22 protein-coding genes, 5 tRNA genes and 1 pseudogene are annotated in these 25,276 nt (G+C 58.4%); 16 read left to right on the top strand and 12 right to left on the bottom strand.

Annotation, left to right across the window (positions count from 1 at the left end; all coding sequences use genetic code 11):
* Positions 1–2: 2 nt before the first annotated feature.
* Positions 3–827: an Mrp/NBP35 family ATP-binding protein gene (locus KJS28_RS12255; protein ID WP_021858210.1), complete on the top strand. Its 825-nt coding sequence runs from the start codon at positions 3–5 to the stop codon at positions 825–827.
* A gap of 110 nt (positions 828–937) precedes the next feature.
* On the opposite strand, the gene KJS28_RS12250 is transcribed toward KJS28_RS12255, so the two are convergent.
* Both KJS28_RS12250 and KJS28_RS12245 read right to left on the bottom strand, forming a co-directional pair.
* A complete protein-coding gene (locus tag KJS28_RS12250; protein ID WP_213541208.1) occupies positions 938–1,324 on the bottom strand; it encodes a hypothetical protein in 387 nt (128 codons plus the stop codon).
* Positions 1,308–1,913 carry a hypothetical protein gene (locus KJS28_RS12245; RefSeq protein WP_213541207.1) on the bottom strand — a complete coding sequence of 202 codons (606 nt, stop codon included), beginning with the start codon at positions 1,911–1,913 and terminating at the stop codon, positions 1,308–1,310. The genes KJS28_RS12250 and KJS28_RS12245 overlap by 17 nt, the downstream gene beginning before the upstream one ends.
* A 325-nt stretch (positions 1,914–2,238) precedes the next feature.
* Between KJS28_RS12245 and KJS28_RS12240 the strand changes: the two genes are divergently transcribed.
* Positions 2,239–2,315 (top strand) — tRNA-Asp (locus tag KJS28_RS12240).
* A gap of 3 nt (positions 2,316–2,318) precedes the next feature.
* Positions 2,319–2,394: transfer RNA gene (locus KJS28_RS12235), tRNA-Thr, on the top strand.
* Positions 2,395–2,572: 178 nt separating this feature from the next.
* On the opposite strand, the gene KJS28_RS12230 is transcribed toward KJS28_RS12235, so the two are convergent.
* Positions 2,573–3,481 carry a site-specific integrase gene (locus tag KJS28_RS12230; protein ID WP_228298399.1) on the bottom strand — a complete coding sequence of 303 codons (909 nt, stop codon included), beginning with the start codon at positions 3,479–3,481 and terminating at the stop codon, positions 2,573–2,575.
* A 650-nt stretch (positions 3,482–4,131) separates the two neighbouring features.
* Here KJS28_RS12230 and KJS28_RS12225 point away from each other — a divergent pair.
* Together KJS28_RS12225 and KJS28_RS12220 are read left to right on the top strand one after the other, a co-directional pair.
* On the top strand, positions 4,132–8,919 hold the full coding sequence (locus tag KJS28_RS12225) for a cadherin-like beta sandwich domain-containing protein (protein WP_213541206.1): 4,788 nt from the start codon (positions 4,132–4,134) through the stop codon (positions 8,917–8,919).
* Between the two features lie 911 nt (positions 8,920–9,830).
* The gene (locus KJS28_RS12220) at positions 9,831–10,151 is read left to right on the top strand and encodes a VOC family protein (protein WP_213541205.1); all 321 of its coding nucleotides are present in this window, start codon (positions 9,831–9,833) and stop codon (positions 10,149–10,151) included.
* Positions 10,152–10,274: 123 nt separating this feature from the next.
* On the opposite strand, the gene KJS28_RS12215 is transcribed toward KJS28_RS12220, so the two are convergent.
* From KJS28_RS12215 to KJS28_RS12195, 5 genes are all read right to left on the bottom strand, one after another.
* Entirely contained in the window at positions 10,275–10,640 is a 366-nt protein-coding gene (locus tag KJS28_RS12215) for a dehydroquinate synthase/iron-containing alcohol dehydrogenase family protein (RefSeq protein WP_213541204.1), read from the bottom strand.
* 481 nt (positions 10,641–11,121) lie between these two features.
* The gene (gene tnpA, locus KJS28_RS12210; protein WP_267873562.1) at positions 11,122–11,520 is read right to left on the bottom strand and encodes an IS200/IS605 family transposase; all 399 of its coding nucleotides are present in this window, start codon (positions 11,518–11,520) and stop codon (positions 11,122–11,124) included.
* Positions 11,521–11,653: 133 nt separating this feature from the next.
* Positions 11,654–12,067 carry a hypothetical protein gene (locus KJS28_RS12205; protein ID WP_021858498.1) on the bottom strand — a complete coding sequence of 138 codons (414 nt, stop codon included), beginning with the start codon at positions 12,065–12,067 and terminating at the stop codon, positions 11,654–11,656.
* A gap of 52 nt (positions 12,068–12,119) precedes the next feature.
* Positions 12,120–13,214: an alanine racemase gene (locus KJS28_RS12200; protein ID WP_213541203.1), complete on the bottom strand. Its 1,095-nt coding sequence runs from the start codon at positions 13,212–13,214 to the stop codon at positions 12,120–12,122.
* A gap of 107 nt (positions 13,215–13,321) precedes the next feature.
* Positions 13,322–13,852, bottom strand: a complete 531-nt coding sequence (locus KJS28_RS12195; RefSeq protein ID WP_213541202.1) for an ECF transporter S component — start codon at positions 13,850–13,852, stop codon at positions 13,322–13,324.
* Between the two features lie 190 nt (positions 13,853–14,042).
* Between KJS28_RS12195 and KJS28_RS12190 the strand changes: the two genes are divergently transcribed.
* Positions 14,043–14,300: a heavy-metal-associated domain-containing protein gene (locus tag KJS28_RS12190; protein WP_213541201.1), complete on the top strand. Its 258-nt coding sequence runs from the start codon at positions 14,043–14,045 to the stop codon at positions 14,298–14,300.
* Position 14,301: 1 nt separating this feature from the next.
* On the opposite strand, the gene KJS28_RS12185 is transcribed toward KJS28_RS12190, so the two are convergent.
* Entirely contained in the window at positions 14,302–14,853 is a 552-nt protein-coding gene (locus KJS28_RS12185; protein ID WP_213541200.1) for a hypothetical protein, read from the bottom strand.
* Between the two features lie 181 nt (positions 14,854–15,034).
* Here KJS28_RS12185 and KJS28_RS12180 point away from each other — a divergent pair, with 181 nt between their 5' ends.
* Together KJS28_RS12180 and KJS28_RS12175 are read left to right on the top strand one after the other, a co-directional pair.
* Positions 15,035–16,696, top strand: a complete 1,662-nt coding sequence (locus KJS28_RS12180; RefSeq protein ID WP_213541199.1) for a putative glycoside hydrolase — start codon at positions 15,035–15,037, stop codon at positions 16,694–16,696.
* A gap of 13 nt (positions 16,697–16,709) precedes the next feature.
* Positions 16,710–16,871: a hypothetical protein gene (locus tag KJS28_RS12175; RefSeq protein ID WP_213541198.1), complete on the top strand. Its 162-nt coding sequence runs from the start codon at positions 16,710–16,712 to the stop codon at positions 16,869–16,871.
* 33 nt (positions 16,872–16,904) lie between these two features.
* Here KJS28_RS12175 and gap read toward each other — a convergent pair whose 3' ends face one another.
* Entirely contained in the window at positions 16,905–17,915 is a 1,011-nt protein-coding gene (gene gap / locus KJS28_RS12170; protein WP_213541197.1) for a type I glyceraldehyde-3-phosphate dehydrogenase, read from the bottom strand.
* 252 nt (positions 17,916–18,167) lie between these two features.
* On the opposite strand from gap, the gene KJS28_RS12165 reads away from it, so the two are divergent.
* From KJS28_RS12165 to KJS28_RS12145, 5 genes are all read left to right on the top strand, one after another.
* On the top strand, positions 18,168–18,986 hold the full coding sequence (locus tag KJS28_RS12165; protein ID WP_213541196.1) for a sensor histidine kinase: 819 nt from the start codon (positions 18,168–18,170) through the stop codon (positions 18,984–18,986).
* Positions 18,987–19,049: 63 nt separating this feature from the next.
* Positions 19,050–20,117, top strand: a complete 1,068-nt coding sequence (gene mnmA, locus KJS28_RS12160) for a tRNA 2-thiouridine(34) synthase MnmA (protein ID WP_213541195.1) — start codon at positions 19,050–19,052, stop codon at positions 20,115–20,117.
* An 87-nt stretch (positions 20,118–20,204) separates the two neighbouring features.
* Positions 20,205–20,281 (top strand) — tRNA-Met (locus tag KJS28_RS12155).
* A gap of 51 nt (positions 20,282–20,332) precedes the next feature.
* Positions 20,333–20,407, top strand: a tRNA-Glu gene (locus KJS28_RS12150).
* A 29-nt stretch (positions 20,408–20,436) separates the two neighbouring features.
* Positions 20,437–20,513 (top strand) — tRNA-Val (locus KJS28_RS12145).
* Positions 20,514–20,690: 177 nt separating this feature from the next.
* Here KJS28_RS12145 and KJS28_RS12140 read toward each other — a convergent pair.
* The gene (locus KJS28_RS12140) at positions 20,691–21,341 is read right to left on the bottom strand and encodes a tyrosine-type recombinase/integrase (RefSeq protein WP_213541194.1); all 651 of its coding nucleotides are present in this window, start codon (positions 21,339–21,341) and stop codon (positions 20,691–20,693) included.
* A 30-nt stretch (positions 21,342–21,371) separates the two neighbouring features.
* The gene (locus KJS28_RS12135; protein ID WP_213541193.1) at positions 21,372–21,830 is read right to left on the bottom strand and encodes an Lrp/AsnC family transcriptional regulator; all 459 of its coding nucleotides are present in this window, start codon (positions 21,828–21,830) and stop codon (positions 21,372–21,374) included.
* Positions 21,831–21,983: 153 nt separating this feature from the next.
* Between KJS28_RS12135 and KJS28_RS12130 the strand changes: the two genes are divergently transcribed.
* From KJS28_RS12130 to KJS28_RS12120, 3 genes and pseudogenes are all read left to right on the top strand, one after another.
* Entirely contained in the window at positions 21,984–23,318 is a 1,335-nt protein-coding gene (locus KJS28_RS12130; protein ID WP_213541192.1) for an MATE family efflux transporter, read from the top strand.
* A 53-nt stretch (positions 23,319–23,371) separates the two neighbouring features.
* Positions 23,372–24,289 (top strand): annotated as a pseudogene (locus tag KJS28_RS12125) (TrkH family potassium uptake protein); the annotation flags it as partial.
* A 12-nt stretch (positions 24,290–24,301) separates the two neighbouring features.
* A complete protein-coding gene (locus KJS28_RS12120) occupies positions 24,302–24,949 on the top strand; it encodes a potassium channel family protein (RefSeq protein ID WP_213541191.1) in 648 nt (215 codons plus the stop codon).
* Positions 24,950–25,276: the final 327 nt, after the last annotated feature.

Genomic DNA, 25,276 nt, shown 5'->3' with positions numbered 1-25,276 from the left:
CCATGAGTGAATGCACCCACGATTGCAGCAGCTGCGGCGAGAGCTGCGCTGACCGTCAGGGCGGAAGCCCCTTCCAGATCAAGCCCCTTCATGAGGGCTGCCATGTCCGTAAGGTCTACGGCGTCGTCTCCGGCAAGGGCGGCGTCGGCAAATCCATGGTCACCAGCCAGTTGGCCGTCACCATGCAGCGCCGGGGCCACCGCACCGCCATTCTGGACGCCGACGTTACCGGCCCCTCCATCCCCAAGTGCTTCGGCATCCACGGCCGGGCCGTTGGCTCCGAGGATGCCATCCTCCCGGTGCAGACGGAGACCGGCATCCAGCTGATGAGCGTAAACCTGCTGCTGGAGCACGAGACTGACCCCGTCATCTGGCGTGGCCCCGTCATCGGCGGCGTGGTGCAGCAGTTTTGGGGCGACGTGCTGTGGCAGGACGTGGACTATATGTTCGTGGATATGCCCCCCGGAACCGGCGACGTGGCTCTGAACGTGTTCCAGACCCTGCCGGTGGACGGCGTCATCATCGTCACCAGCCCGCAGGATTTGGTGGGTATGGTGGTGGAAAAGGCCGTGAAGATGGCTCAGATGATGAACATCCCCATCGTCGGTCTGGTGGAGAATATGAGCTATCTGGCCTGTCCCGACTGCGGCAGGAAGATCTACCTCTTCGGTGAGGGCAAAACGCAGGAGGCCGCCGACCGCTATGGCCTGCCCCTGCTGGCTCAGATGCCCATCGACCCGGCGCTGGCGGCTCTGGTGGACGCCGGGCGCATCGAGGACTTCCAAGGCTCCTGGCTCTCCGCCGCTGCTGACCGGCTGGAGTGCTGACCCGCACCGCAAGCTTCAAAGAGTGCCTGAGGCAGCAAGACCTCAGGCACTCTTTCTTCATCCCGCAAAAACCGGAGGCCCTCCTTACGGAAGGCCCCCGGTCATTCATTTTACGGCTTTTCCACGTTGATATATGTGGGGATATCGCTGATGCGCTGGTAGGTGTAGGTGTCCGGCACGGAGAAGAAATGCACGCTGTCCTTCCCGTCGTAGGTCACATACGGGACCGTCAGTCCCTCCCCCTTCAGCACATAGACGCCGTTGGCGTCCTCTGCATACGTCCCGGCGGACAGCACACCGGACTGCCGGTACAGGGTGTAGTCCCCCTTCCCATCAAACACCAGATAGGTGCCGGCTCCGGGGCTCAGCCCCTCGCAGAGGTAGGTGCCCGTCAGCGGCTGATGCCGCAGGCTCATGCCCAGCATCACCAGCAGAGCCACGATCAGGCACAGAGAGGCTGCCAATGCAGCCCAAAGATACTTAGACTTTCTTTGCATAGGCAACCACTCCAACAGTTACATAAACAACCCCATATCGATCAAACTCCCACGCATTTCCATTTCCAGGAAGTCTCTTATAAACCTTATAGGGTCTCGCTTCAACTTCTTTCTCGACATACAGCTTAAAATAATCTGTTGTATTGGGGACATTAACCACCAACCCAGAAACAGTACTCCTCGTTCCCAGCGTCACCGTAAACGACACAGTATCAAAAGGCTTAGGCAATCCAAGATTTACACTTCCCTGAACAGTTGGGCCACCTACATCACTGAAATAGAAACCTCCTCCTGTAGGAAAGCGGTATCCATTTTGGACTTGGTTACCCGCAAAACCGCCAACTGTTTTTATTTTATACTTATCAGTCAGATTCTCACTCTTATATTGATACCTAACTTCTCTTGCAGAACCATTGGAAAGAGCTGCGAGAGCTTTTTCCACTTCCGCTTCAAAAATGGCATCTCTTTCCTCCGCTGTAGTCGTGTAAACAATCGTTCTTTCTGGCGTCACCTCCTCCGCCATCACCGGTGTGCACAGGGACAGGCACATGGCCAATGCTAGTAAAAGGGTAAGTGCTCGTTTCTTCATGATGCGTCCTCCTTTTATCATTCTGTCTCTGGTTTTCCGCCTTTAGAGCGGCCTACGCCCATAGAGTATCATATCGCCCTCCCCCTGTCAAGAAATTTTATCTGCTTTATTGCAATTTTCTATGGCGATAACTGTTTATTTTCATGATAATTATGTGATTTTCCATGCAAAATGTATACTTTTATGTTCTGGCCGCCGATCCACTCCCCATGGGAACAGCCCTCCTGTTTTTCTCCCGTTCCCGGCAATTTTTTTAGAAAAGAGTGTTGACAAACCCGCCTGCGCTTGCTATAATAAACAAGCTTGATTCCTACGAGCGAGATCAGGCCAAGTAGTTCAGTTGGTTAGAACGCCAGCCTGTCACGCTGGAGGTCGTGGGTTCGAGCCCCATCTTGGTCGCCATATGCTGCTGTAGCTCAGTCGGTAGAGCGCATCCTTGGTAAGGATGAGGTCGGCGGTTCGAATCCGCCCAGCAGCTCCAAGAAGTCCTGTTTTCGAGAGAAAACAGGACTTCTTCTTTACTTTTTGACCAATTTAATCTGTGGGTCAGGGTGTGGGTCAACTGCCTGACCCACACCCTGACCCACACGTGGAAATGCTCGGAAAGGTCGAAAGATGAGCGGACGGAATATCCGTCCGCTCATCTCTTTTAGATTGGCTTACATCACCTGCGCCATGAAGCTGCCCATGGTCTGGGCGGCTTCATCCTGTTTTTGGCGAGTGGCGTGGGTGTAGGTGCGCAGGGTAAAACCCGCATCATAGTGGCCCAGCATACTGCTGACGGTTTTTACATCCACACCGTTTTGCAGGGCCAGTGTGGCAAAGGTATGCCTGAGATCGTGGGAGCGTATGTGCGGCAGCCCGGCATCTTTCAGAATTTTCTTGTGCAGCTTTACGGTAGAATCGGGGTGATACATCTCTCTTGTGATGGGTGAGGGGAACATGTACGGGTTATTGGGGTGTCTCTTATGCTCGGCAACCAGCAGGTCAACAGCCTCCTGTGAAATACTGATCTTTCTGACCGATGTCTCTGTCTTGGGGCGGGAGAGGGTCAGCTCTCCGTTAGGATTTTTGACATACTGCTTGCTGACGGAGATGGTTCTGTTTGTAATGTCGAGGTCGCTCCACAGGAAGGCGGTCAACTCGCCCTTGCGCAGCCCGCTGACCAGTTCCAGATAGAACATGGGCAGCAGTCCCCGTTTCTCTGCGGCGTCAAGGTAAGTTTTGATGTGTTCCGGTTGGAGGATCTGCATCTCGAATTTCTGCACCTTCGGTGCGATGCGATCCTCGGTAGGATTGCGGAGGATCAAGCGCTCTTTTACGGCACGGTTCAATGCGTTGTGGAGCATCAGGTGCAGGCTGCGGACGGTGGCGCTGCTGAGACCCGGATTGCCGTGCCCGCTTTTGCGGTTGGTGCGACCGCTCTCCATCAGCTCCTTTGCTTTTGCCATAGTCGCTTCGCTGGGATGGCACCGATTCGTTCGACGGTCGGCGTGGCACAGCAGGTAAATGCACACGTCGGCATCGCCGCAGGGCGCGACTGGCTGGGCCGCCTGCTGGTGGTGCATTGCGCATCCGGTGCGGGCGGGGTGACGCTCTCTTGCAGCAACGGTTTCACGCAGGCGGCCAGGCCGAGGTGGTATGGGGAGGAATGATGTTTTTTCCTGTTGAAATATTGTGCATTGCGTAATATAATAAAGAAAACCAAACAACGGGACAGCGTGAGCCGGGTTTATCCCGGTGGCGGAATGGGGTGAGAGGCCCCGCGAGACGGTCACTGTGATGCCGATTTATTCGGCTAAGTCAGATACGCAAGGCGTTGCTCCCGGGCACCGCCATCTCCGGAGCCGAAGCTGTCGTATAGAATTTGCTTCACCCGGCTGCTTTTTGGCGGCCGGGTGATTTTTTGCTGCCAGGCACCATGGCTATCATGCTTTCCACGGAAAGCATGATAGCCATTTCAAGCCGCCGGGGCGGGGGAGGACGGCAGACCTTTCCCGCCCCGCTTTCAAGAAAAATTTTTGCGCTATTTGTCGTTCCTTTCAAGTTCCCTCTCCCCGGGCCGTGCTGCAAAGAGTGCGGCCCGGGGGGAGGGAAGCAGGGGGCGTGAGATATAGGGTATTACGGATCGCCACGGGCGCGGTGCGCCCTCGCAATGGCAAAAAGTGTGTGATTGCTTCGGCATTTACATAAATAAAAAGAACGAAAGGAAGAAGAAATGAAAAAAAGAATCATTTCTCTGCTGCTGGCGCTTATCATGGCGCTGTCACTGCTTCCCGTGAGCGTGCTGGCGGCGGACGACCACACAGGTCAGGTCCATGTGACGGTGGAAAACACCACCTGGGCCGAGGCCGACGGCGCACCCTGGGAGGGGATGCTGGTGGACGAGTGGGTCACACTTCAGGATGACTCCTCCATGATGAGCTGCATCGTGGACGCACTGACGGCCGGGGGCTATTCCCAGACCGGCGCGGACACCGGCTACATCAGCGAAATCAACGGCATCGAGGAGAAGGCCGCCGCCGAGGGCTCCGGCTGGATGGGCACCCTCAACGACTGGTTCACCAGTGAGGGCTTCGCCGCCTACACCGTGGCCAACGGCAAGCTGAAGGCCGGGGACGAGATCGCCGTGCAGCACACCTGCAATCTGGGCGCGGACATCGGCGGTGCTTTTGGGGATAGCAACAAAACCCTGAAGGCCATCGCCCTCAGCGCAGGCGAACTGAACCCCGCCTTTTCCTCCGACGTGCATGACTATACCATGATTCTGCCCGAGGGCGTCACCGCCCTCACCGTCACCCCCACCGCCAGCAACAAGCAGAACCGCGTCCGCATCTATGTGGGCGGCACGGAGTATGGCCGCAAGGATGCCATTCCCGTTCAGGCGGGCACCGTCATCACCCTGAAGGTGGGCAATGACGGCGATGCCGCCCCGGAGACCTACACCATCGCCCTCCAGGCGGCGGGCTCCCTCCTCTCCGGCGACAATGTATCCCTCACCTCCATCCATCAGGACGGCTCCGCCGGCACCAAAGTGGCCCTGACCTTTGACAAGGAAACCGCCGCCTTCACCGGCAAGCTGGCAAACTATACCCATCTCAAGCAGTATAACGACGGCGGCTTCACCGTGACGCTCTCCGACCTGCCCGCAGGGGCCACCGCCCAGCTCAAGAGCAGCGACGGCAAGGTCCTGGCGGACTTTGAAAACGGCGTGGCTTCCACCCCGGCGAATCAGTTCACCGGCAGCGGCTCGGCCACTTTCTACATCGCCGTCACCGCCCAGGGCCGCACGGAGAATTACAAGCTGACCCTCACCAAGCCGGGCAATTATGTCTGGGGTACATTTAACTTCTTTGGCAAGCCTGCCTATAATACAGATAATGTGTTCTACGGCTATCCGGAGGGTACGCTGTTTCAGGCGGATGAGGACGGCAACCGCACGGGCGAAACCGGTTATTCCCAAAATTGCTGGAATTATATCGTCTATGTGTCCCCGCAGGTGGCCAGCTTCGGCATCAATAAATTCACCGATGCCATGCAGGCCGGTGACCTGAACAGCTTAAAAACACAGATTCTTGTGGATGGCGAGGTTCATGTCAAGCAGGCTAACTTCGGTAAGCCGGCCATGATGGCATTTTCCAAAAAGCCGGTACCGCTGAAGAAGGACACGACGGTCATTGACTTCGTCGGTGTCGACAAAAAGAATCCCAAGATCGAGATCCACACCACTATTACGGTGATTGTGGTCAAGACTACTCCGGCGGAGCTGACCGAGTTTATCAGCGCTCTGCCGAGCACCGATAATCTGACGTATGCCGATCACTACAAGATCGTCATGAGCTATCAGCGCGCCTATGCCGGTTTTACCGACGAGGAACAGAAGCAGCTGTCCGCGGAGACGTTGAAAAAGCTGCAGGATTCCGTGGCCCGGGTGGAGGAGCTGAAAAAGCGCCACGAGGACGGCGTTCAGGCATGGATCGACCTGGTGAATACGTTCGCCGGGAAGGTCACCGCAGAAAACTATGCCCAGTATTACGACGCCGTGCAGGATGCACAGGTGGAGTATCTGGAGCTGTCCGACGCCCAGCGGGCGGAATTTGCGGCCGTTAACTCTACGGAAAACGCCGCAGTCAAGACGGCCTACGAGGGTGCGTACCGCACCGTCAACGAGCAGTCCATTCTGGACGGCAGCTCCATCGGCAAGCCCACGGAATATTACGACGACTTTATGATGGGGGCCAACCACTATAATCTGGACCTGGGCCACGAGGACACCTATTATCCTGCCGTATTCCGGGAGATTTGGACGAACCGGCCTACGACGCTGTATCCTGCTGGATATGCGGTAGAAAAAGGTCTGCCCTATACCCTGCCCGGCATTCTGAAATTTGACATCAAGGATGACAGCATCTTCGAGATTAAGGAAGTGGAGGATGTCTATCAGGATGGCGGTCTGGGCGGCGGCAGTACTTTCCCGGCCATGAAGTACTACCTGGTGCCTAAAAAGGCAGGCACCACCACCTTCACCGTCACCTTTACGGATAAGGCGGGCAATTTCTACGGCCAGATTCCGGAGATCCCCGTCCATGTCAATAGCCCCGAGGAGACGGCTATTCAGGATCTGAACAAGAACCTGACAAACTTCACTTCTCTGAACAACACCAGCAAATACGACAACTGGACCTATGACTACGGCACCCAGGGCGCACCCTTTACCTTCAAGGTCAACGGCACCAACGCCAAGGTCAGCGTCTATAACTACCTCCAGTACAACAAAGACGGCACCCCCGTCAAGACCGACTACACCCCCGACGCCAAGGGCAATGTGACCATCCTCATCAAGGACGGCTACAACGGCATCGAGGTCACCGCTGACTATCAGGGACAGACCGTCACGCAGGTCTACTCCCTCAAGGGCAAGGTCACCCGCTATGTGCAGGAGAACATTTCTCGCCCCGGTGAGGATCTGCGCACCGGCGATACGGCGGGTATCTGGATCATCGGGCGGCCTACCAATATCCATAAGATCCTCCGTATTTATAACCCTGCCACCACGACGGTGTTCTATACGGATATGCCTCTGCAGAGCGTAGTAAATACAGACAACCAGCACGATATTTACCGTACTGATGAAAATGGTGTGAAAAAACAGGTATCTTATCAGCCCCGCGTTGCGGCCTATCTGACGGAATCCGGCACGATCACCCTCACCAAGGGCAGCTCCGATAACCGGGGCTACGGTTCCAATCCCGGCAGCGAGGGCGATCAGGGCAACACCGGCGGTATCGCCGCTTCCACCCGCTATGGCTTCGGCATGCTGGCGGATATTACGCTGCAGGTGGAGGAGAACCCCAACTTCAAGCTGGAGCCCAAGTATGAGACCGTGGCCGAGAACGGCGGGCAGGTCAAGGCTGGGGACAAGCTTACCATCTCCATCCCTACGCTGCCCATCGAGCAGCTGGCCCAGGACTATAAGCTGCAGTACTGCCTGCTGAACTACTCCACCAATATTCCCGGTGCGGAGTACATTTTCTCCAAGTGGTCCAAGGGCGGCGACTCCTGGGAGGGCGAGGGCACTACCCCCGTCGGCCCCGAGGTGGCCCTCAAGAGCATCACTTTCACCGTGCCCAAGACCACCCCGGCGGGCACCTACAGAATTCATGGCGGCTATCTGGATGTTACCCACAGAAGCGGCGGCTATGGGTGGCTGGATGTCTACGCGAAGTTCTATCAGATGGAGATCAGCGACCTGACCATCACCGTTTTGAAGGGCGACATCGAGACCGTGGAGGACCTTATTGACGCCATCGGCGCCAATGTCACTCTGGATAGTGAGGCCGCCATCACCGCCGCCAAGTCCGCCTACGATGCCCTCTCCGACGAGGACAAGGCCCTGGTGGACGCTGACAAGGTGGACGCTCTCACCGCCGCTATCATTAGGCTCAACCAGCTCAAGCACGCGGACCTCATGGCAAACCTGGATACCATCTATAAGACCACCGGCGACTTCATGGCCACCTTGGGCACCCCCACGGTGAACTCCACCGGCGGCGAGTGGATGGTCATCGGCCTGGCCCGCAGCGGCCGCACCGTACCCGCCGGGTACTATGACAATGTGGTGGAGTATGTGAAGGCCAAGGCTGACGCCAATGAGCGTTTGCACCCGGCCAAAGTCACCGACAACGCCCGGGTGATCCTGGCCCTGACGGCCATCGGCAAGGATGTCACCAATGTGGGCGGCCACAATCTGCTGAAGGGTCTGGATAACATGGATTATGTGCAGACCCAGGACATTAACGGCCCCATTTTCACCCTCATTGCCCTGGATAGCCACAACTACCCCACTATGGGCGATGTGACCCGGGAGAAGCTGATTCAGGTCATCCTGGATGCCCAGCTTCCCGACGGCGGCTGGAGCCTCAGCGGCGAGAACGCCGACACCGATATGACCGCTATGGCCATCCAGGCCCTGGCACCTTACTACAAGACCAACGAAACCGTGAAGGCTGCTGTGGATAAGGCTCTGGAGGCCCTTTCCGCCCTGCAGCGCACTGACGGCGGCTTTGGCAGCTGGGGCACCGTGAACAGCGAGTCCTGCGCCCAGGTCATCGTGGCTCTCACCGCCCTGGGCATCGATCCCACCGCAGATAGCCGCTTCGTGAAGAACGGCCACACCGTTCTGGATGCTCTGGCCGGGTTCTATGTCACCGGCGGCGGCTTCCGGCACACCGCTGGCGGCGAGCGGAACGACATGGCCACCGAGCAGGGCTACTACGCCCTGGCGGCCTACTACCGCTTCGTAAACGGCCAGACCCGGCTCTATGACATGAGCGATGTGACCATTCAGACCGGCGGCACCTCCGGCGGCGACAATAGCGGCAACGGCACCAACAACGGCGGCACTCCGGCCACCGGCGACACCGGCGTGCTGGTGTGGGCCATCGCCCTGCCTGTGGCGGCGGTCGCAGCAGCCTTTGTGCTCAAGCGCAAAAAGCGGGAGGCGTAAGCCAAAAAGAAAAACCTAAGCGGCAAAATAAAACAGCACCCCCGGGGCCTCTTGCATGACAAGAGACTCCGGGGGTTTTATTTTTTGTTTGCAGCGGTGCGATATTGGAATAAAAATTGACGACACTGATTTCAATTTTCTGCTTCAGATTTTGCAAAAACTATGGTATACTACTTAAGAGGTAAGGATCGTGCAGTTTCGACCGTTCGTTTATGATGCTACCAATCAGCAGGTGCCTGTAGCGATTAAACCAATAGAACCACAGGATGCTGCCACAACGATAAAAGGACCCCGGTAGCAGACGGATCGGACCAGCGAGTATATCTCAAACAGTAAATTTGACATCTATGGCCTGAAAACATGGGCCGGAGAACTTGTGGCCTTGGATGCGAAAACACCTGAACTGGCAAGACATTATGAGCGAGAAACAGCAAAGCAAACTATGACGGCGAAACCTGTCCGCGTTTTTTTGACGCAGAGGTTTCCGCTTGACCCACACCTTGACCCACACGGGGAAACGAACGGGTGGAACACATGGAACAAAGAGTTTCCGACCGCATCCTTTTTGCGGTAAAAATGCCCACAAAGCCTTATGCCGCAACGGCTGGAGGGCATTTTATCACTTGGTAAGGATGAGGTCGGCGGTTCGAATCCGCCCAGCAGCTCCAAGAAGTCCTGTTTTCTCTCGAAAACAGGACTTCTTCTTTGCCTATTTTTGCTCTATGGGTGAGGGCTTGAAGCAAAGTGGCCGTATGCTCTTGCCCTTGCGGTAAATACGGCTTGCCTATAGGGCGAATAACGCCTGTTACACGGTAATTATCTTCAGCCACTCAATATATTCCAGCGCCAATTCTGACAGTACTCGAGAGGGGTTACAGATATACCCGATCTCGATTTGCCCCAAATCCGTGATGGGCACCTTTTACGAGCAGGTATTTGCGACACAACCGTTCTATGGCTGGGACGAGGGGCCGGAGGACCGGGGCGTTAAGTACGATCTCGCCGGCACAAAGCTGGTGCTGCTGACCCAGGAAAATCCGTTCCCCACCTCCGGCGCCGTACATTTCCAGCTGCAGGTGCCGACTCTGGAGGATATCTATCCCCGGGCGCAGGCAGCCGGTGCCGTCACCCAGGAGCCTTTCTTCCGCCCCTACGGCTGGCATATGTTCCGCATGGCTGATCCTGCGGGAAATCACATCAATATTTATACGGTGCCAACCGCCGCCGAATAAAGCGCACCGAAACCGCAAAAATTAAAGGATGCTCTTCACGCCCGGAATTAAAAAGGGAGGCAGCTTATGAAACAGAACCGTCTCGTAAGCCGCCTCCCTTTTTTCGTTTTTAATTGCCAAGGTTCACGGCATCACCCGGCGGACTATGCGGATAAAGTCCTCCTTGCCGAAAATCACCGGCACCGGGTATACGGGGTTGGCCTCCGCCCAGGCGGCCATTTGAGGCAGGTCCTCCGACTGAATACAGGGAAAGCACTCCGGAATGCCCAGCGACCGGTTCATGCGGTAAATGGCCTCTACTGCCTGCCGGGCAAGGCTTCGGGTCTCCCGGGTGTTATAAAAGCGGCCGATGTAGGCCTCCACCGCATGGGTCAGGGCGTCCAGGCCGGTCTCCGCCGTGACGCCGTGGAAGCTGCTCCGGGCCGGGAGCCTCTCCGCCATGGTAATAAATTCCGGTGCGGCGCATTGGCGGCGGCTTGCCACGATCATGGGCTCTTTGCACCCGGCGTCCGCCAGCAGCTCCGGCAGCCTTTGCAGGCTCCCGGCTCCGGTGATGCATTCCGGCCTGCGTCAGGGCAGTACCCGGGCCTCCAGACCGAAGCAGGCCTGAAACACCCGACAGTATATTTTTTAAGCAGCATAATGCGTACATCCTTTCCATGGACTATTACGCCGCATTTTAGGCGGGATTGCAAGATGGAATGGGGAGATGGATATTGTAGGGGCGGACGGCTCTGTCCGTCCAGTGCGATAACGCAACATTTTGTAGGGCAGGGCCCGTGTGCCCTGCCGGGAGTGGGGGTGCCGGGCAGCGGGGTGAGGGCACCCCGCCCTACACACCATTTACCGATAGAATTTCACAAGGGGCGGCCGCCCACCGTCGTGCCAACCGATTCCCGGCCACTGTCGTGCCCGTTAATTGGGGCCCTATAAGGGCCTATTGCGGACGAAACCCTTAAGGGGTTTTTATCTATGCCTTGGGATTCTTACTACCCGTAAACGGGTCTATAAATTCCTTTATGCTAATCTGGTCAGACATTTTGTCCTCCTCCAACTGGTTCTGTATGTACGCCTTTATCGCTTTCTTGTTTCGGCCTACCGTATCCACAAAATACCCTCTTGCCCAAAAGTGTCTATTCCCGTACTGATACTTCAGGTTGGCATGCCGATCAAATATCATCAGGCTGCTCTTTCCTTTCAGGTATCCCATAATCTGGGATACGCTGTACTTCGGCAGGATGCTTATCAGCATATGGATGTGCTCTTTCTTTACTCTAACTCGGAGACTTTTTCTTGTCTTCTTTGCCCCTCGCCATAGGCTATTTTTCCCCCCGGCAGAGCCGGGGGTTGTCTTTGGTTGCCAATACAAGAAGAAGGCCCTCGGCAATGCCGGGGGCCTTCTTCTTCACAGTATCTGTTTGCGGTTAAAATCCGTCGCACAGCTTGCGCCGTTAAGGCTCGTTTGTAAAAATACACCCTGCTTACAGGTGATACGCTCGCTCTTAGAAATGGGAATCCACGTACTTATTGTACTTATTGAGATCCATTTCATCCTTGTAGGTATTGCGGAAGCGCTGGACGGTAAGGCTGTTGAACTGGATGATATTCCGGTACTTCAGCACGCCCGCCACCAGAGCGATACAGCCGCAGATATAGCCCATATCCACCCGTGTGCAGGTCCAGCCCAGACCGGCCAGCACCAGCAGGGAGATCAGGACGCCGGCCACCTGCTTTTTCGGATGCAGGCGGCGCACCGTTTCCTCCTTCACCACGCCCTCGTCCACCATGACCTTGGCGAAGCGCTTCTGCACAGTGAAAAGACTGATGGCGTTGAGCAGCATGGGGGCCGCCACGAAGAACGCAAACAGGGCGATGATGGCATTATAGACGAATACCATAAAGTTATCATTGTTCAAAGGGGAGTTCCTCCTTAGATGAATTTTATCGCCAGCGGGCTTGGCCCGGAGGTCACGGACAGATCACCACGGGAACATCGTCCCGCTGGGTGGCATAGAGTACGTGGCTGTAACACAGCCGGAAGGACAGGACATCCCCCACCTGCACCGGCTGGGGGGCGTCGGTCACGTCCAGAATACAGTGATCCGAGGAGCCGCCGATGACGGTGACGCCGGGCATGGTGGGCCGGAGCGTCTCCATGTCGCCTACGTCGGCCCGGCCCAACGCCAGAATGGCACGGAGTCGGAGGCCACGATCCTCATAGACAGGCTTTCGGCCGAAGGCGTCGGCCCCCAGTTCCCCTTGGGGATAGGTGGGCTTCTCCTTCACCTCCACCACCTCTGCCTCCAGACGGAACACGTCGTTCCGGAGGTAGTCTGCATCGTGGATGCCCCAGGAATCGGCAATATCCTGCGCCGTCAGAATATTTTCTCCGATCCGTAGGTGGTTGATGCCGGCGGGCATGGTGCCGGTATGGATCATGGGATAGGAGCTGGTGGCGCCGCCGGAGACTATCTCCAGCGGGCGGCCGATGGCGTCCTCCACCCGGCGGGCGATGGCCAGCAGCATCTGCATCTTCTCCGGCGTGGCCCGCACGGAGCCGTAGCAGCTGAGGTTCACGCCTACGCCGGACAGGTGGACATGGGGCAGCCGGCGCTCCACATACAGGCAGGTCTGCACCATTTCCTCGTGGTCCCAGTAGCCCTCCCGCAGGTCGCCCAGATCCGCCATGATGATGACGGCGTGGGACTTCTCCTGCCGGGTACACTCCTGCTCCAGCAGGTCCAGAGTCGTGCGCTCGCTTTGCAGCGACATTTCACACAGCCGTACCAGCTCCGGCAGCTCCGTGGGGCCGGGGATACGGATCAGCAGATAGGGGCCGGGGATGCCTGCCTGGCGGCAGCGCTCCACCTGCTCCAGACGACTGGTTCCCAACTGCGTGACGCCGCATTCCCGGAAGCGGCGGGCCACCTCCGGCAGGCCGTTGACGCCCTTGATGACGCCGCAGACCTGGATTCCGCAGGCGGCGCAGCGGGAGATAGTCTCCCGGGCGTTGCTGCGGAAGGACGAGTCACGCAATACCAGTCTGGGGTATTGACGGTTCATTTCCATTCCTCCTCACACCTGCGGCCCAAAGCCGTCAGGTTAACAGGAATAGTTTACCATATCCGGCGGCAAAATGCCACCCTCATTTTGTGCAAGCTATAAAAATTTTAATAGCGGGGCGGCACCAGCCGGGCCTTGGTCAGGGCCACCACCAGTGTGGGCAGCAGAGCCAGCTGGATGAGGGTGCCGGGCCACGAGATCAGAATATTGGCGGAAACCCACGCCGCCATGGACCAGCTGCCGGCGGGGAAGGTCAATGCCTTCACCACGCCCGCCACGATGCGGCCGCAGGGGATGGCGCAGCACAGGGCGATATAGAGGTCGCCGTAGAGCCGCCCCGTATGCACCAGACGCATCACCAGCGCCGTTACCAGACCGTAGACCGCCAGCTCCGCCATCATGGAGGGCAGCACCGCCGCCGCAGGCATACCGGTCAGCACCGACGACAGCAGCGGGCCAAGCAGGCCGCAGACCACGCCGTAGGGCCACGTGCAGACCAGTCCGCACAGCAGCACGGGGATGTGCATGGGCAGGAACACGGTGCCGGAGCCCAGCGCATGAAAGGCCATGGGCAGCACCACGCACAATGCCACGCAGATGGCGCAGAATACCAGTTTTTTCGTTGCAGAGAGCTGCATGGGAAGCTTCCTCCTTGGGGATCGGTATGACCTATAGTATATTATAAGTGGGTCTTGCCGGATTTGCAAGAGCGTCTCTTGACAAAACCGGCGGTGGGGATTACAATGCAGTCGTTCCAGAGGTCGCCTGCGGGCGGCTTGGTTTCTGAGATGCAGTTAGATAACATTAACCAAAAGGAGTGGAATCCATATGATCGAGACAACGGTGAAGGTAGACGGCATGATGTGCGGGATGTGCGAGGCCCATGTCAGCGATGCCATCCGGGGTGCTCTGCCGGTGAAAAAAGTCACCGCCTCCCACACCAAAGGGCAGGCGGTGATCCTCAGCGAGGCGCCGCTGGACGAGGAGGCCCTGCGGACCGCCATCGGCAAGACCGGCTATGAGGTGCAGGGCGTCAGCACCCGGCCCTATGAGAAAAAAGGATTGTTCGGCTTCCTGAAGAAGTGAGCTACATCCGCTTGATCTCCTCCAACAGCAGATCGATGTCCAGCTCGTCCGGCTTCTCCTCCTGAGAGACCGGGGCGGCGGGGGCCGGTGTTTCCCGGACGGGAGATGCCGGCTTTTCCGCTGCCGGAGGGGCGGGCTTTTTCTCCTCCGCAGGCGGGGGCGTGGGAGCCTTCTCCGGCTGCGGAGCAGGCTTCGGGGCGGCGGGCTGCTGCGGGGCCGGACGGTGGGGCATGGGCGGCACGGCGGTCTCCTGCTCCTCACGGGCCATCTGGCGCATCACCACACGCTCCCCCTCCCGGAAGCCACGGCGATAGCCGCCACGGCGAGCCAACAGGCAGAAGATCAGCAGCACCAGCACCAGCACCAGCGCAACGGGGGCCAGCAGCGGCAGCTGCCACGGCAGATGGGGCACGGTGATGGGAGTCAGCAGCACCCGCCACAGGGCGGCAAGCGGCGAGCTTACACTGGTGCTTGCCGGGGCGGCGGCATCGACGGCCAGTGCCGTCTGCGGCAGCAGGAACAGTCCCATCAAGCCAAGGTATGTTTTTTTCATCCGTGCCACTCCCTTTACATACAAATTCTCCGTACAGTATACCACGCACGCCGCCCGGCTGTCCACGCTCCGGCGGCGATTTTTTACGGAAATATGAAATTTGTCGAAAGTAAGCATTTTCCGGTAGCTTTCCGCCGCCGCTTCCCGTATAATGGAGACAATGAATCCGGGAGGTACGTCCATGCAAGCTACCAAGGAAACTGTTCAGAAGCGTCCCCACACCGCCCTGTGGATCATCCTGTGCGTCGTGCTGTTGTGTGCAGCCGGGGCGGCGCTGTATTTCTGCCGGTGGGCGGAAAAGCCCCTGACGCTGGCGGAGGGCTATGTGGCCGCCGGGGGGCTGACGGCGGACATCACCGACGGTGAGGGAGCCGTCCTGTCCCAGCCGGTGCGGGGGACGAAGGTCACCTATGTGGTGGAGGACGAGGACAAGGATCATCCCGGTCTGGTGCGGCTGGTGCTGGGGGAGGACAACTTCGGCTATCTGGCCCGTGAGCATCTGGTGACGGACCCCAAGGACGTGGTGGCCACGAAAATCATCTATGTCCGCACGGCGGTGAATCTGCTGGATGAAGCGGGGGCCGTGCCGGGGCGGCTGGTGCAGAAGGGAGAGGCCCTGACCGTCACCGGCTGGCAGGATATGGACGCCAGCGGCGCCGTGGGGCGCTGGCAGGTGGAGGGCGGCTACATTCGGGCGGAGTACGTCACCATGGACGAGCCCAGCGCCAAGGCGCAGTACGATCAGGAGGTCTATCAGCTCCACGCCGAACGAGGGGACAGTTGGGGCGGCGGTGACGCTGCGGGGCTGGACTACTTCCCCCGTGAAAAGGCCAGCTTCGAGGGCCATCCCATGCCCGGCGAGGTGAAGGCCCTGTATCTCAACAACGAATCCATCGCCCAAGCGGCGGAATATGTGGAGGTGGCGGACTCCTGCGGTATCAACGCCTTTGTGGTGGACATCATGGACGGCGGAGCCATCGCCTATCCCTCGGAGGTGATGAAGCAGTACTCCCCCTCCGCCTACGAGAGTGCCTACAACACGCTGGAGGTATATCAGACGGGCATCAAGACCCTGAAGAATGCCGGGTACTACGTCATCGGACGCATCACGGCCTTCAACGACCCCCATCTGGCGGAGGATCACCCGGAGTGCGTCATCGCCGATCAGGCGGGCGAGCCTTTGCAGATCGGCGGGATGTACTGGCCCAGTGTGTACAGCCGGTTCGTGTGGCAGTACAAGGTGGAGCTGGGGCTGGAGGCGGCCCGACTCATGGGCTTTGACGAGATCCAGTTCGACTATATGCGCTTCCCAGATGGCACATGGGCCTTCGAGGAGGGGACCATTGACTACCGCAACGAAAACGGCGAGAGCAAGGCCCAAGCGGTGCAGCGATTCCTGATGTACGCCTGCGACCGGCTCCACGACGCCGGGGTGTATGTCTCCGCCGATGTGTTCGGGGAGTGCGCCGAGGCCTACGTCACCGCCTACGGCCAGTACTGGCCCGCCATCAGCAATGTGGTGGACGCCATCAGCGCCATGCCCTATCCGGATCACTACGGGGCCTCCGGGGACTGGCTACCGTGGGAGCACCCCTACGAGACCATGTATGCCTTCGGCCAGAAGGCTGCCCAGCGACAGCTGGAGACGGCGTCTCCGGCTGCGGTACGCACGTGGGTGCAGGCCTACAACGCCATCCGGGAGCCCTACAACACCTACGGGCCGGAGGAGGTAGGGGCCCAGATCAAGGCTCTGCGGGACACCGGCAACACCGGTGGGTATCTCACATGGAACGGAGCCTCTCCGCTGGGGAAATACCGGGCGTTGGCTCCGGCATTTGATTGAGGAAGCATAGAAGATGGAGCCTGCGGCTTTGCCGCAGGCTCTCTGTGTGTCCAAAAAAGTCTTTCCTGCACGCCGGGGCATTTCTCAGAACTTCAAAAAGCTTCCAAAAAATGAGCACCAAAAAAGCCGCCCTGACGGCGGCTTCTTTGGCGGAACAAAAAGAAGGAAAACGTAAAGGTAGAAAGCAAATGAAAAGGGGAAAATGCGATTACTTGTGATCCACGGAGTACATATGCTCAATGAGGCACAGGATCTTATCGGAATAGCCGATCTCGTTATCATACCAGGAGACCACCTTCACAAAGGTGTCGGTCAGGGCGATACCGGCCTTGGCGTCGAAGATAGAGGTGTGGGTGTCACCCAGGAAGTCGGAGGAGACCACAGCCTCGTCGGTATAATCCAGAATACCCTTCAGCTCGCCCTCGGAGGCCTTCTTCATGGCGGCGCAGATCTCGTCGTAGGTGGCAGGCTTCTCCAGATTCACGGTCAGATCCACCACGGAGACATCCAGCGTGGGGACACGCATGGACATACCGGTGAGCTTGCCGTTCAGGCTGGGAATGACCTTGCCCACGGCCTTGGCAGCGCCGGTGGAGCTGGGGATGATATTGCCGGAGGCGGCACGGCCGCCACGCCAGTCCTTCACGGACACGCCGTCCACCGTTTTCTGGGTGGCGGTGGTGGAGTGAACGGTGGTCATCAGGCCGTCGGCAATGCCGAAGTTATCGTGCAGGACCTTGGCCACGGGAGCCAGACAGTTGGTGGTGCAGCTGGCGTTGGAGACGAAGGTCATGTCGGAGGTGTAGGTGTCCTGATTGACGCCCATGACGAACATGGGGGTATCATCCTTGGAGGGGGCGGACATCACCACGTGCTTGGCACCGGCGGCGATGTGGCCGGCGGCCTTCTCCTTGGTCAGGAACAGGCCCGTGGACTCGATGACGTACTCGGCGCCGATCTCCTTCCAGGGCAGGTTGGCGGGGTCACGCTCGGCGTACACGGGGATGCTGCGGCCATTGACGATAATGCCCTTGTCGTTGGAGGACACGTCGGCCTGAAACCGGCCATGCATGGTGTCATACTTCAGCATATATGCCAGATAGTCGGCAGGGCAAAGGTCGTTGATGCCCACGATCTCGATCTCCGGGTGCTGCAGGCTGCAGCGCAGGACCATACGGCCGATCCGGCCAAATCCATTGATACCAACTTTAATGCTCATCACGAAAACTTCCTCTCTGATGGAATATATCAAACATATGGTATGTTTAGTATTATATGCACCTGCCGCAAAAAAATCAAGCCTTTTTTCATAAAATTTTTTTCTTTTTTCAAATCCGGGGATATGCCTTGTTTTTCAACAGGAACCCTGCTATAATGTGTTGAATTTCACCACTGCCGCTGTGCTGGAGAAAGTTGGCGGGGATACTTCCCCCCGTTTCCCGGCATGGTAAAGAGGAAGGGGGCGATGGCCGTGGAGCATCAAGAGGACAGCCAGATCCTGCTGGAGCAGATCATGCCGCAGATCGCAGCGCAGCTGCGGGTGGCCATGGGCAACATCCATACAGCGCTGACCCGGCTGGTGCCGGAGGAGATGCCGGAGGGCGAAGGCTCCACCGGGCAGAGCGCCGCCATCCTGTGCCAGAGCTACTACCGTCTGCTGCGGCTGGTGAACAATCTCTCCGCCGCCCCCCTGATCTCTCAAACAGAGCCGCTGGAGACGAAGAATGTGGAGCTGGTGGCGTGGCTGACGGAACTGATACACTGCGCCCAGCCGCTGGTGGCCCATGCTGGGGTGAAGCTGACCCTGCGGTGCAGCCTGACGGCTCATGTGGCGGCCATCCACCCCAGCTATCTGGAGCGGCTGTTGTGGAATCTGCTGTCCAATGCGGTGAAGTACACGCCCTCCGGCGGCGAGGTCACGGTGACGCTGCGGGCCGCAGCGGGACAAGTGCTGCTGACGGTGGCAGACAGCGGCGTGGGCATCCCCCCGGAGCAGCAGGCGCACCTCTTCGACGGCTATCTGGAGAAGCTGCGGATGCCGCCTCCCCCACAGGGTCTGGGGCTGGGCCTGCCCCTGTGTCAGGCCATTGCCCGTGGTCACGGCGGGCGGCTGCTGTTACAGTCCGGCCCGGAGGGTACCACCGTAACGGTGTCGCTGCCGGATCGGCGCTGCACCAAAACGGTGTTGCGGGAGCCGCCCTTCGCCTACGGCGGCGGCTTTCATCCGGTGCTGCTGGGGCTGGCGGATGCGCTGCCCTATACGGCCTTCACCCGGAAAAATCTGGACTGACGGCCCCACATATGATATTAGGATCCCCGCTTTGGCGGGAAAGGATACACGAGGAAACGGTGCATGGAGAAAAAACGAGTTCTGGTAGCCATGTCCGGCGGAGTGGACAGCTCGGCGGCGGCGCTTCTATTGCAGCAGCAGGGCTACGCCTGCGACGGGGCCATGCTGAAGCTGTACAGCGGCGAGGTGGAGGGTACCTGCTGCTCCGCCGACGATGCCGACGATGCCCGCAGCGTGGCCTATCGGTTGGGGATGAAGTTCTATATATTCAATGAGACGGAACGGTTTGCACGGGACGTCATGGACCACTTCGTGGCGGAATACTGCGCCGGTCACACCCCCAATCCCTGCATCGACTGCAACCGGTGCCTGAAGTTCGGAGCGCTGCTGGAGCGGGCGCTGGTGCTGGGCTACGACTATCTGGCTACGGGCCACTATGCCCGTGTGGGCTACGATCCGGAGACGGGGCTGTACCGGCTGCTGCGGGGCCGGGACCGGCGGAAGGATCAGAGCTATGTGCTGTATCAGTTGACGCAGCACCAGCTGTCGCACCTGCTGCTGCCGGTGGGGGAGTTCGACAAGCCCGCCATCCGGGAGAGCGCCCGTGAGGCGGGGCTGCTGAACGCCGACAAGGCGGACAGTCAGGATATCTGTTTTGTGCCGGACGGGGACTACGGCCGCTTCCTGCGGGAGTATGGCCATGTGGAGATGACGCCCGGTGACTTTGTGGACCGGGAGGGCCGGGTACTGGGCCGCCACAAGGGTCTCCCCTGCTACACCACCGGCCAGCGGAAGGGGCTGGGCGTCAGCGCTGGGAGACACGTCTATGTGGTGCGGAAGAACGCTGCCGACAACACCATCCTGCTGGGGGACAACGAGGAGCTCTATGCACGGGAGCTGACGGCCTGCCGGGTGAACTGGATCTCCGGCACGGCGCCGACGGAGCCTGTCGCCGTCACCGCCAAGACCCGGTACAGCCAGATGGAGGCGGAGGCGGAGGTCACACCCCTGCCGGAGGGGCGGATGCGGGTGGTCTTCCGCCAGCCCCAGCGGGCCATCACCTCCGGACAGGCCGTGGTGCTCTACGACGGGGATACGGTGCTGGGCGGCGGCGTCATCGAAGATCGGTGAAGATTTTCCCGGATTTCCGGGAAATATCTGTTGACAAACACCGGCGCATGTGTTATATTTATTCTTGCTTGTCGAGCTTATCGATATGGCGGCGTAGCTCAGTTGGCTAGAGCATGCGGTTCATACCCGCAGTGTCACCGGTTCAAATCCAGTCGCCGCTACCAAAGCCCGGAGAGATGTACCACGTCTCTCCGGGGCCCCTCAAGGGTTTATCCGGCCCGTTGGTCAAGTGGTTAAGACACGGCCCTTTCACGGCTGTAACATGGGTTCGAGTCCCGTACGGGTCACCACAAGGCAACTCGTAAGGGTTGCCGAATAGGGAGGCTTAGCTCAGCTGGTTAGAGCGCCTGCTTCACACGCAGGAGGTCACTGGTTCGAGTCCAGCAGTCTCCACCAAAAAGTTCCTGATTTCTTACGAAATCAGGAACTTTTTCTGTTTATGATCTCAAAAGTGACACGGCATTTTGGCGTTTTTCGCTTGACCCAAACCGTGACCCAAAAGCCGAGAGGTCAGGAAAGCCCCGGAGAGGGGCGGATGGCATCATCCGTCCCTCTCCGGCTGTTTTTTGTGGGCTACATGGTCTGGCTGATGACGCTGCCGATGGTGTCGGCGGCGTCACGCTTCATCTCCTCCGTGGCGTGGGTGTAGGTGCTGAGGGCAAAGCCTGCATCGTAATGTCCCAGCGCACCGGGCAGCGTCTTGACGTCCACGCCGTACTTGAGGGACAGCGTGGCGAAGGTGTGTCGTAACCCATGGAAGGTAATGCGCCTGTCCGGTGCGGTGGGGTCACAGATGGCGTTGCGGTGATGGAGGATGAACTGCTGCATGCCGGCAATAGCCCGGTCGGTGGGTACGCCGTCCGGCACCAGCAGCTTGTGGCCGCGTTCCGTTTTCTCCAGCAGCCGTTGCAGCATCATCGTGATACGGTCATCCTCGATGGGGACGATACGCACCTTGCCGCCCTCGCCCCTTACGGTGAGGGTGTTTTCACGCAGCGCACGCTCCGTCGCGGCGGCGTTCATGCGGAAGCACTCGTGGATACGCAGCCCGGCGTAGCGAGCCAGATACAGGGCAAGGATGTAGTCCTGCCTCTCCTCCGCCATGGCGCGGCCGATCAGCTTGCCAAACTCCGAGTTCGTCCATATGCGATCCTGCTGCCCAAAGCGACGGGTGGTGTTCAGGGGCGCTCGCCCCCCTTTACCGCCGGGTGGCAGTCGCCGCATTCTTTGCGCTGCGTCCTCTATCGACGGGTTCTACAAACGCAGTCCCTTTATGTCCTTGATACGTGACAAAATCATATTACAGCTGCAGCTGACCACACCAGGCAAGGCATCAATGACCGTATGCAGAAAAACCTCCATTTCTTCAGCGGAGGCGGCTACGGCGTGGACGTGCAGCTTGTCTTTTCCTGTCACGCGGTAGATCTGCGTGACGGTATCGTTTTGATGTAAGATATCTGTGACCTCCGCCAGACAGCGCGGTGTTGTTTCGATTTCAAAATAGCAGGAAACCGCCCCGCTGATCTTCTGAGGATTGATAACAGTCGTGTATTCCTCGATAATGCCCCTTTGCTCCAAAGCCTGTATCCGGGTCTTTACCGCAACTCTTGAAATGCCGACTTTTTCACCAATATCCGAGTAGGAGATGCGTGCATTTTCTATCAGCAGCCTCACAATCTTTTGATCCAATCCGTCCAGCCCATCTAAGTACATACAGTTTCCTCCGCAAATCAGGTTTTTCCATGATCTTTAGCTCTGATGATACCACCGTTCCTTCAAAAAGTAAACGCCGCATTGACAGATTGAAGCAAAAGCACTACAATACTTGCGAAATGCAGCTTTTAACTTACGATTCGGAGGCGTGCCATGAACCGTGATTTAACACGAGGCCCCGTCACAAAGTCCATGCTGCTGTTTGCCATCCCCATGATTTTAGGGGATCTATTGCAGCAGTACTATAACATTGCCGACACGCTGATTGTCGGGCAATTTCTCGGGCGTGATGCGCTTGCGGCGGTGGGCTCGTCTTTTACGCTGATGACCTTTCTGACCTCCATCATCCTCGGCCTGTGCATGGGGAGCGGCGCACTGTTATCCATGCGCTTTGGGCAGCGGGATGAGAGGGCTCTTTGCGAGAACCTCTGTGCATCGTTTTTCTTTATCGCGCTCGTCACCGTGCTCTTAAACATCTTATCATTTGTCTGCCTGGACGGGCTTCGCACCTTCCTCCGGGTTCCCGCCGAGGTCTGGGGCGATATGCGTGAATACCTGTTTGTGATTTTCATGGGCATTCCCGCCGTTTTCCTGTATAACTACTTCGCCTCTTTTTTGCGGGCGATCGGCAATTCCGTTATCCCGCTGGGCTTTTTGGCTGTTTCCGCTGTACTGAATATCGCTCTCGATCTCTGGTTTGTCATCGGGCTAAATAGAGGCGTCGCCGGAACAGCGGAAGCGACGGTGATCGCCCAGTATGTTTCGGGGATCGGCATTGCCGCTTATGCGTTTATGCGCTTCCCGCAGGTGCGCTCGGTATGGAAGCTCTGCTGTCTGCGGTGCGGACGTATCCAGGAGATCGTCTCCTTCTCCACGCTGACCTGCGTGCAGCAATCGATCATGAACCTCGGTATCCTTATGGTGCAGGGACTGGTCAACAGCTTCGGCCCCGTTGTGATGGCGGCCTTCGCTGCCGCTGTGAAGATCGACGCCTTTGCCTATATGCCGGTGCAGGACTTCGGCAACGCCTTTTCCACTTTTATCGCCCAGAATTACGGCGCAAAAGAGAGTGCACGGATACGTGCGGGGCTGAAAAGTGCCGTGTGCATTTCCATGGCCTTCTGCGTGGTCATATCCGCACTCGTCTCCGTATTTGCAAGACCCCTTATGGCGATTTTTGTGGATGCCGGAGAAACCGAGGTCATCCTGGAGGGCGTGCGGTACCTTCGTATTGAGGGCGCGTTTTACTGCGGCATCGGCTGCCTGTTCCTGCTCTACGGCCTGTACCGTGCGTTGGGGCGGCCGGGCATGAGCGTTGTCCTGACGGTCATCTCATTAGGCACACGTGTCGCGCTGGCCTATCTGCTGTCCGCCATCCCCGCCATGGGCGTCACCGGTATCTGGTGGTCTGTCCCGATCGGCTGGGGGCTGGCGGATTTAGCCGGGCTGCTTTATTACAAGGCAAAAAAGCAGGCGCTGCTGTTTTGAACCTCGGTTGAGGTCGAACTGCTATATTTGATTTATAAAGGGCGGATGGTAGGCTGGTCGGGGCTCTTGCGCTGCTGCCGGCATTCTGCCGGGACTACGGACTGCGGGGCGTGTGGTTGGCAGTATTCCACTCCGTTTCCGCTTTTTGCAACGCGGGGTTCGATATTCTGGGGCGGGCGGATGCCCTCTACCCTTCCCTGACGGCGTACATGGCCGACCCGCTAATCAATATCGTCATCATGCTGCTGATCGTCGTGGGCGGTATCGGTCTTCTGACATGGGACGATGTCTGCACCCACCGGCTGCACCTGCGGCGGTACCGGATGCAGAGCAAGGTCATTCTGAGCGCAACCGTCATCCTGATCGCGCTTCCGGCATTGTTCTTCTTCCTGACAGACTTTGCAGAGCTTCCCGCGGGACAGCGCGTCCTGGCGTCGCTCTTTCAGGCGGTCACACCGCGAACGGCGGGCTACAACACCGCAGACCTGACGAAAATGAGCGATACCTCACAGGCGGTCACGATTTTGCTGATGCTGACCGGCGGCGCGCCCGGCTCCACGGCGGGCGGCATGAAGGTAACGACACTGGCTGTGCTGGTCTCCAATGCGGTCACCGCTTTCCGCAGGCGAGAGGATCCGCAGCTTTTCAAGCGTCGGCTGGAGCCCTCCGCTGTGCGGAACGCCGCCGCCATCCTGCTGCTGTATCTGGGGCTGACCTTCGCAGGTGCGGCGGTCATCAGTGCGGCGGAGGGACTGCCGCTCGGTGCCTGTCTCTATGAAACGGCATCCGCTGCCGGGACGGTAGGGCTGACACTGGGGCTGACGCCGCAGCTGGGTACGCTGTCGCAGGGCATTCTCATTCTGCTGATGTTCTTCGGGCGTGTCGGGGGACTTACCCTGATCTACGCCGCATTCTCCGGGCATGATCTGACCTATGCCCGGTATCCGAAGGAAATGATCACCGTAGGCTGAAAGAAGCGCACGATGAAGAACGTATTATTGATCGGACTTGGCCGCTTCGGGCGGCACCTTGCCATGCAGCTGAGCGAGCTGGGGCATCAGGTCATGGCGGTGGACCGGGACGAGGAGCGCATCAACGAGTGTATGCCCTTTGTCACCAACGCGCAGATCGGTGACAGTACCCGCATGGATTTTCTGCGCTCGCTGGGCGTTGGAAACTACGACGTCTGCTACGTTACCATCAGCGGAGACTTCCAGAACTCGCTGGAAACGACGTCCCTGCTCAAGGAGCTGGGGGCGAAATATGCGGTGTCCCGCACCGAACGGGATGTGCAGGCAAAATTTCTGCTGCGCAACGGCGCGGACGCGGTGACATACCCGGAAAAGCAGCTGGCGAAGTGGGCGGCTATCCGGTACACCGCCAACCACATCTTCAGCTACATAGAGCTGGGCGAAAAGCACGCCATTATCGAGATCGCCGTCCCGGGCAGCTGGCAGGGACACAGCATCAGTGAGCTGGACATCCGCCGAAAGTACGGCGTCAACATCCCCGGCGTGAAGCGGAACGACAAAACTGATGTGAATATCTCGCCGGAAACCGTGCTGGACAGCAGCCTGACGCTGCTGGTGCTGGGTGAGTATACGGCGCTGAAAAAGTGCTTCCGGCTGTAAGGCTGCATCTGTCATTATTTCGGTTCCCTCGAAAGGTGTTCATGGCGGCGACCATTATCTCCTTCGGCAAGCCGGTAGAAAAAGTCACACAAAAGCCCAAGAAGCCCTTTGAAGAGCGTGTACATATTCTTTGAGGGAGCTTTTCGTGACGCTATATAGCGCAGTCCCTCATGAGGAATGTTCTCATGAGGGACTGCGCTTATTGCAATAGGGTTCTGGACTCTATGCGCCGGCGGCATTCATCTGTTATCCCGTGGCTGCCGGTGCTTAGAACGGCGCACCGCTGCCGCAGCCAATAGCATTCCGGACGCTGCTGCCAGCATCGCG

Origin of the sequence: Vescimonas coprocola (genome assembly GCF_018408575.1) — a bacterium.
Classification (GTDB): Bacteria; Bacillota; Clostridia; order Oscillospirales; family Oscillospiraceae; genus Vescimonas; species Vescimonas coprocola.
The sequence above is the reverse complement of the archived record's forward strand: the minus strand, read 5'-3'. Positions and strand labels throughout refer to the sequence as shown.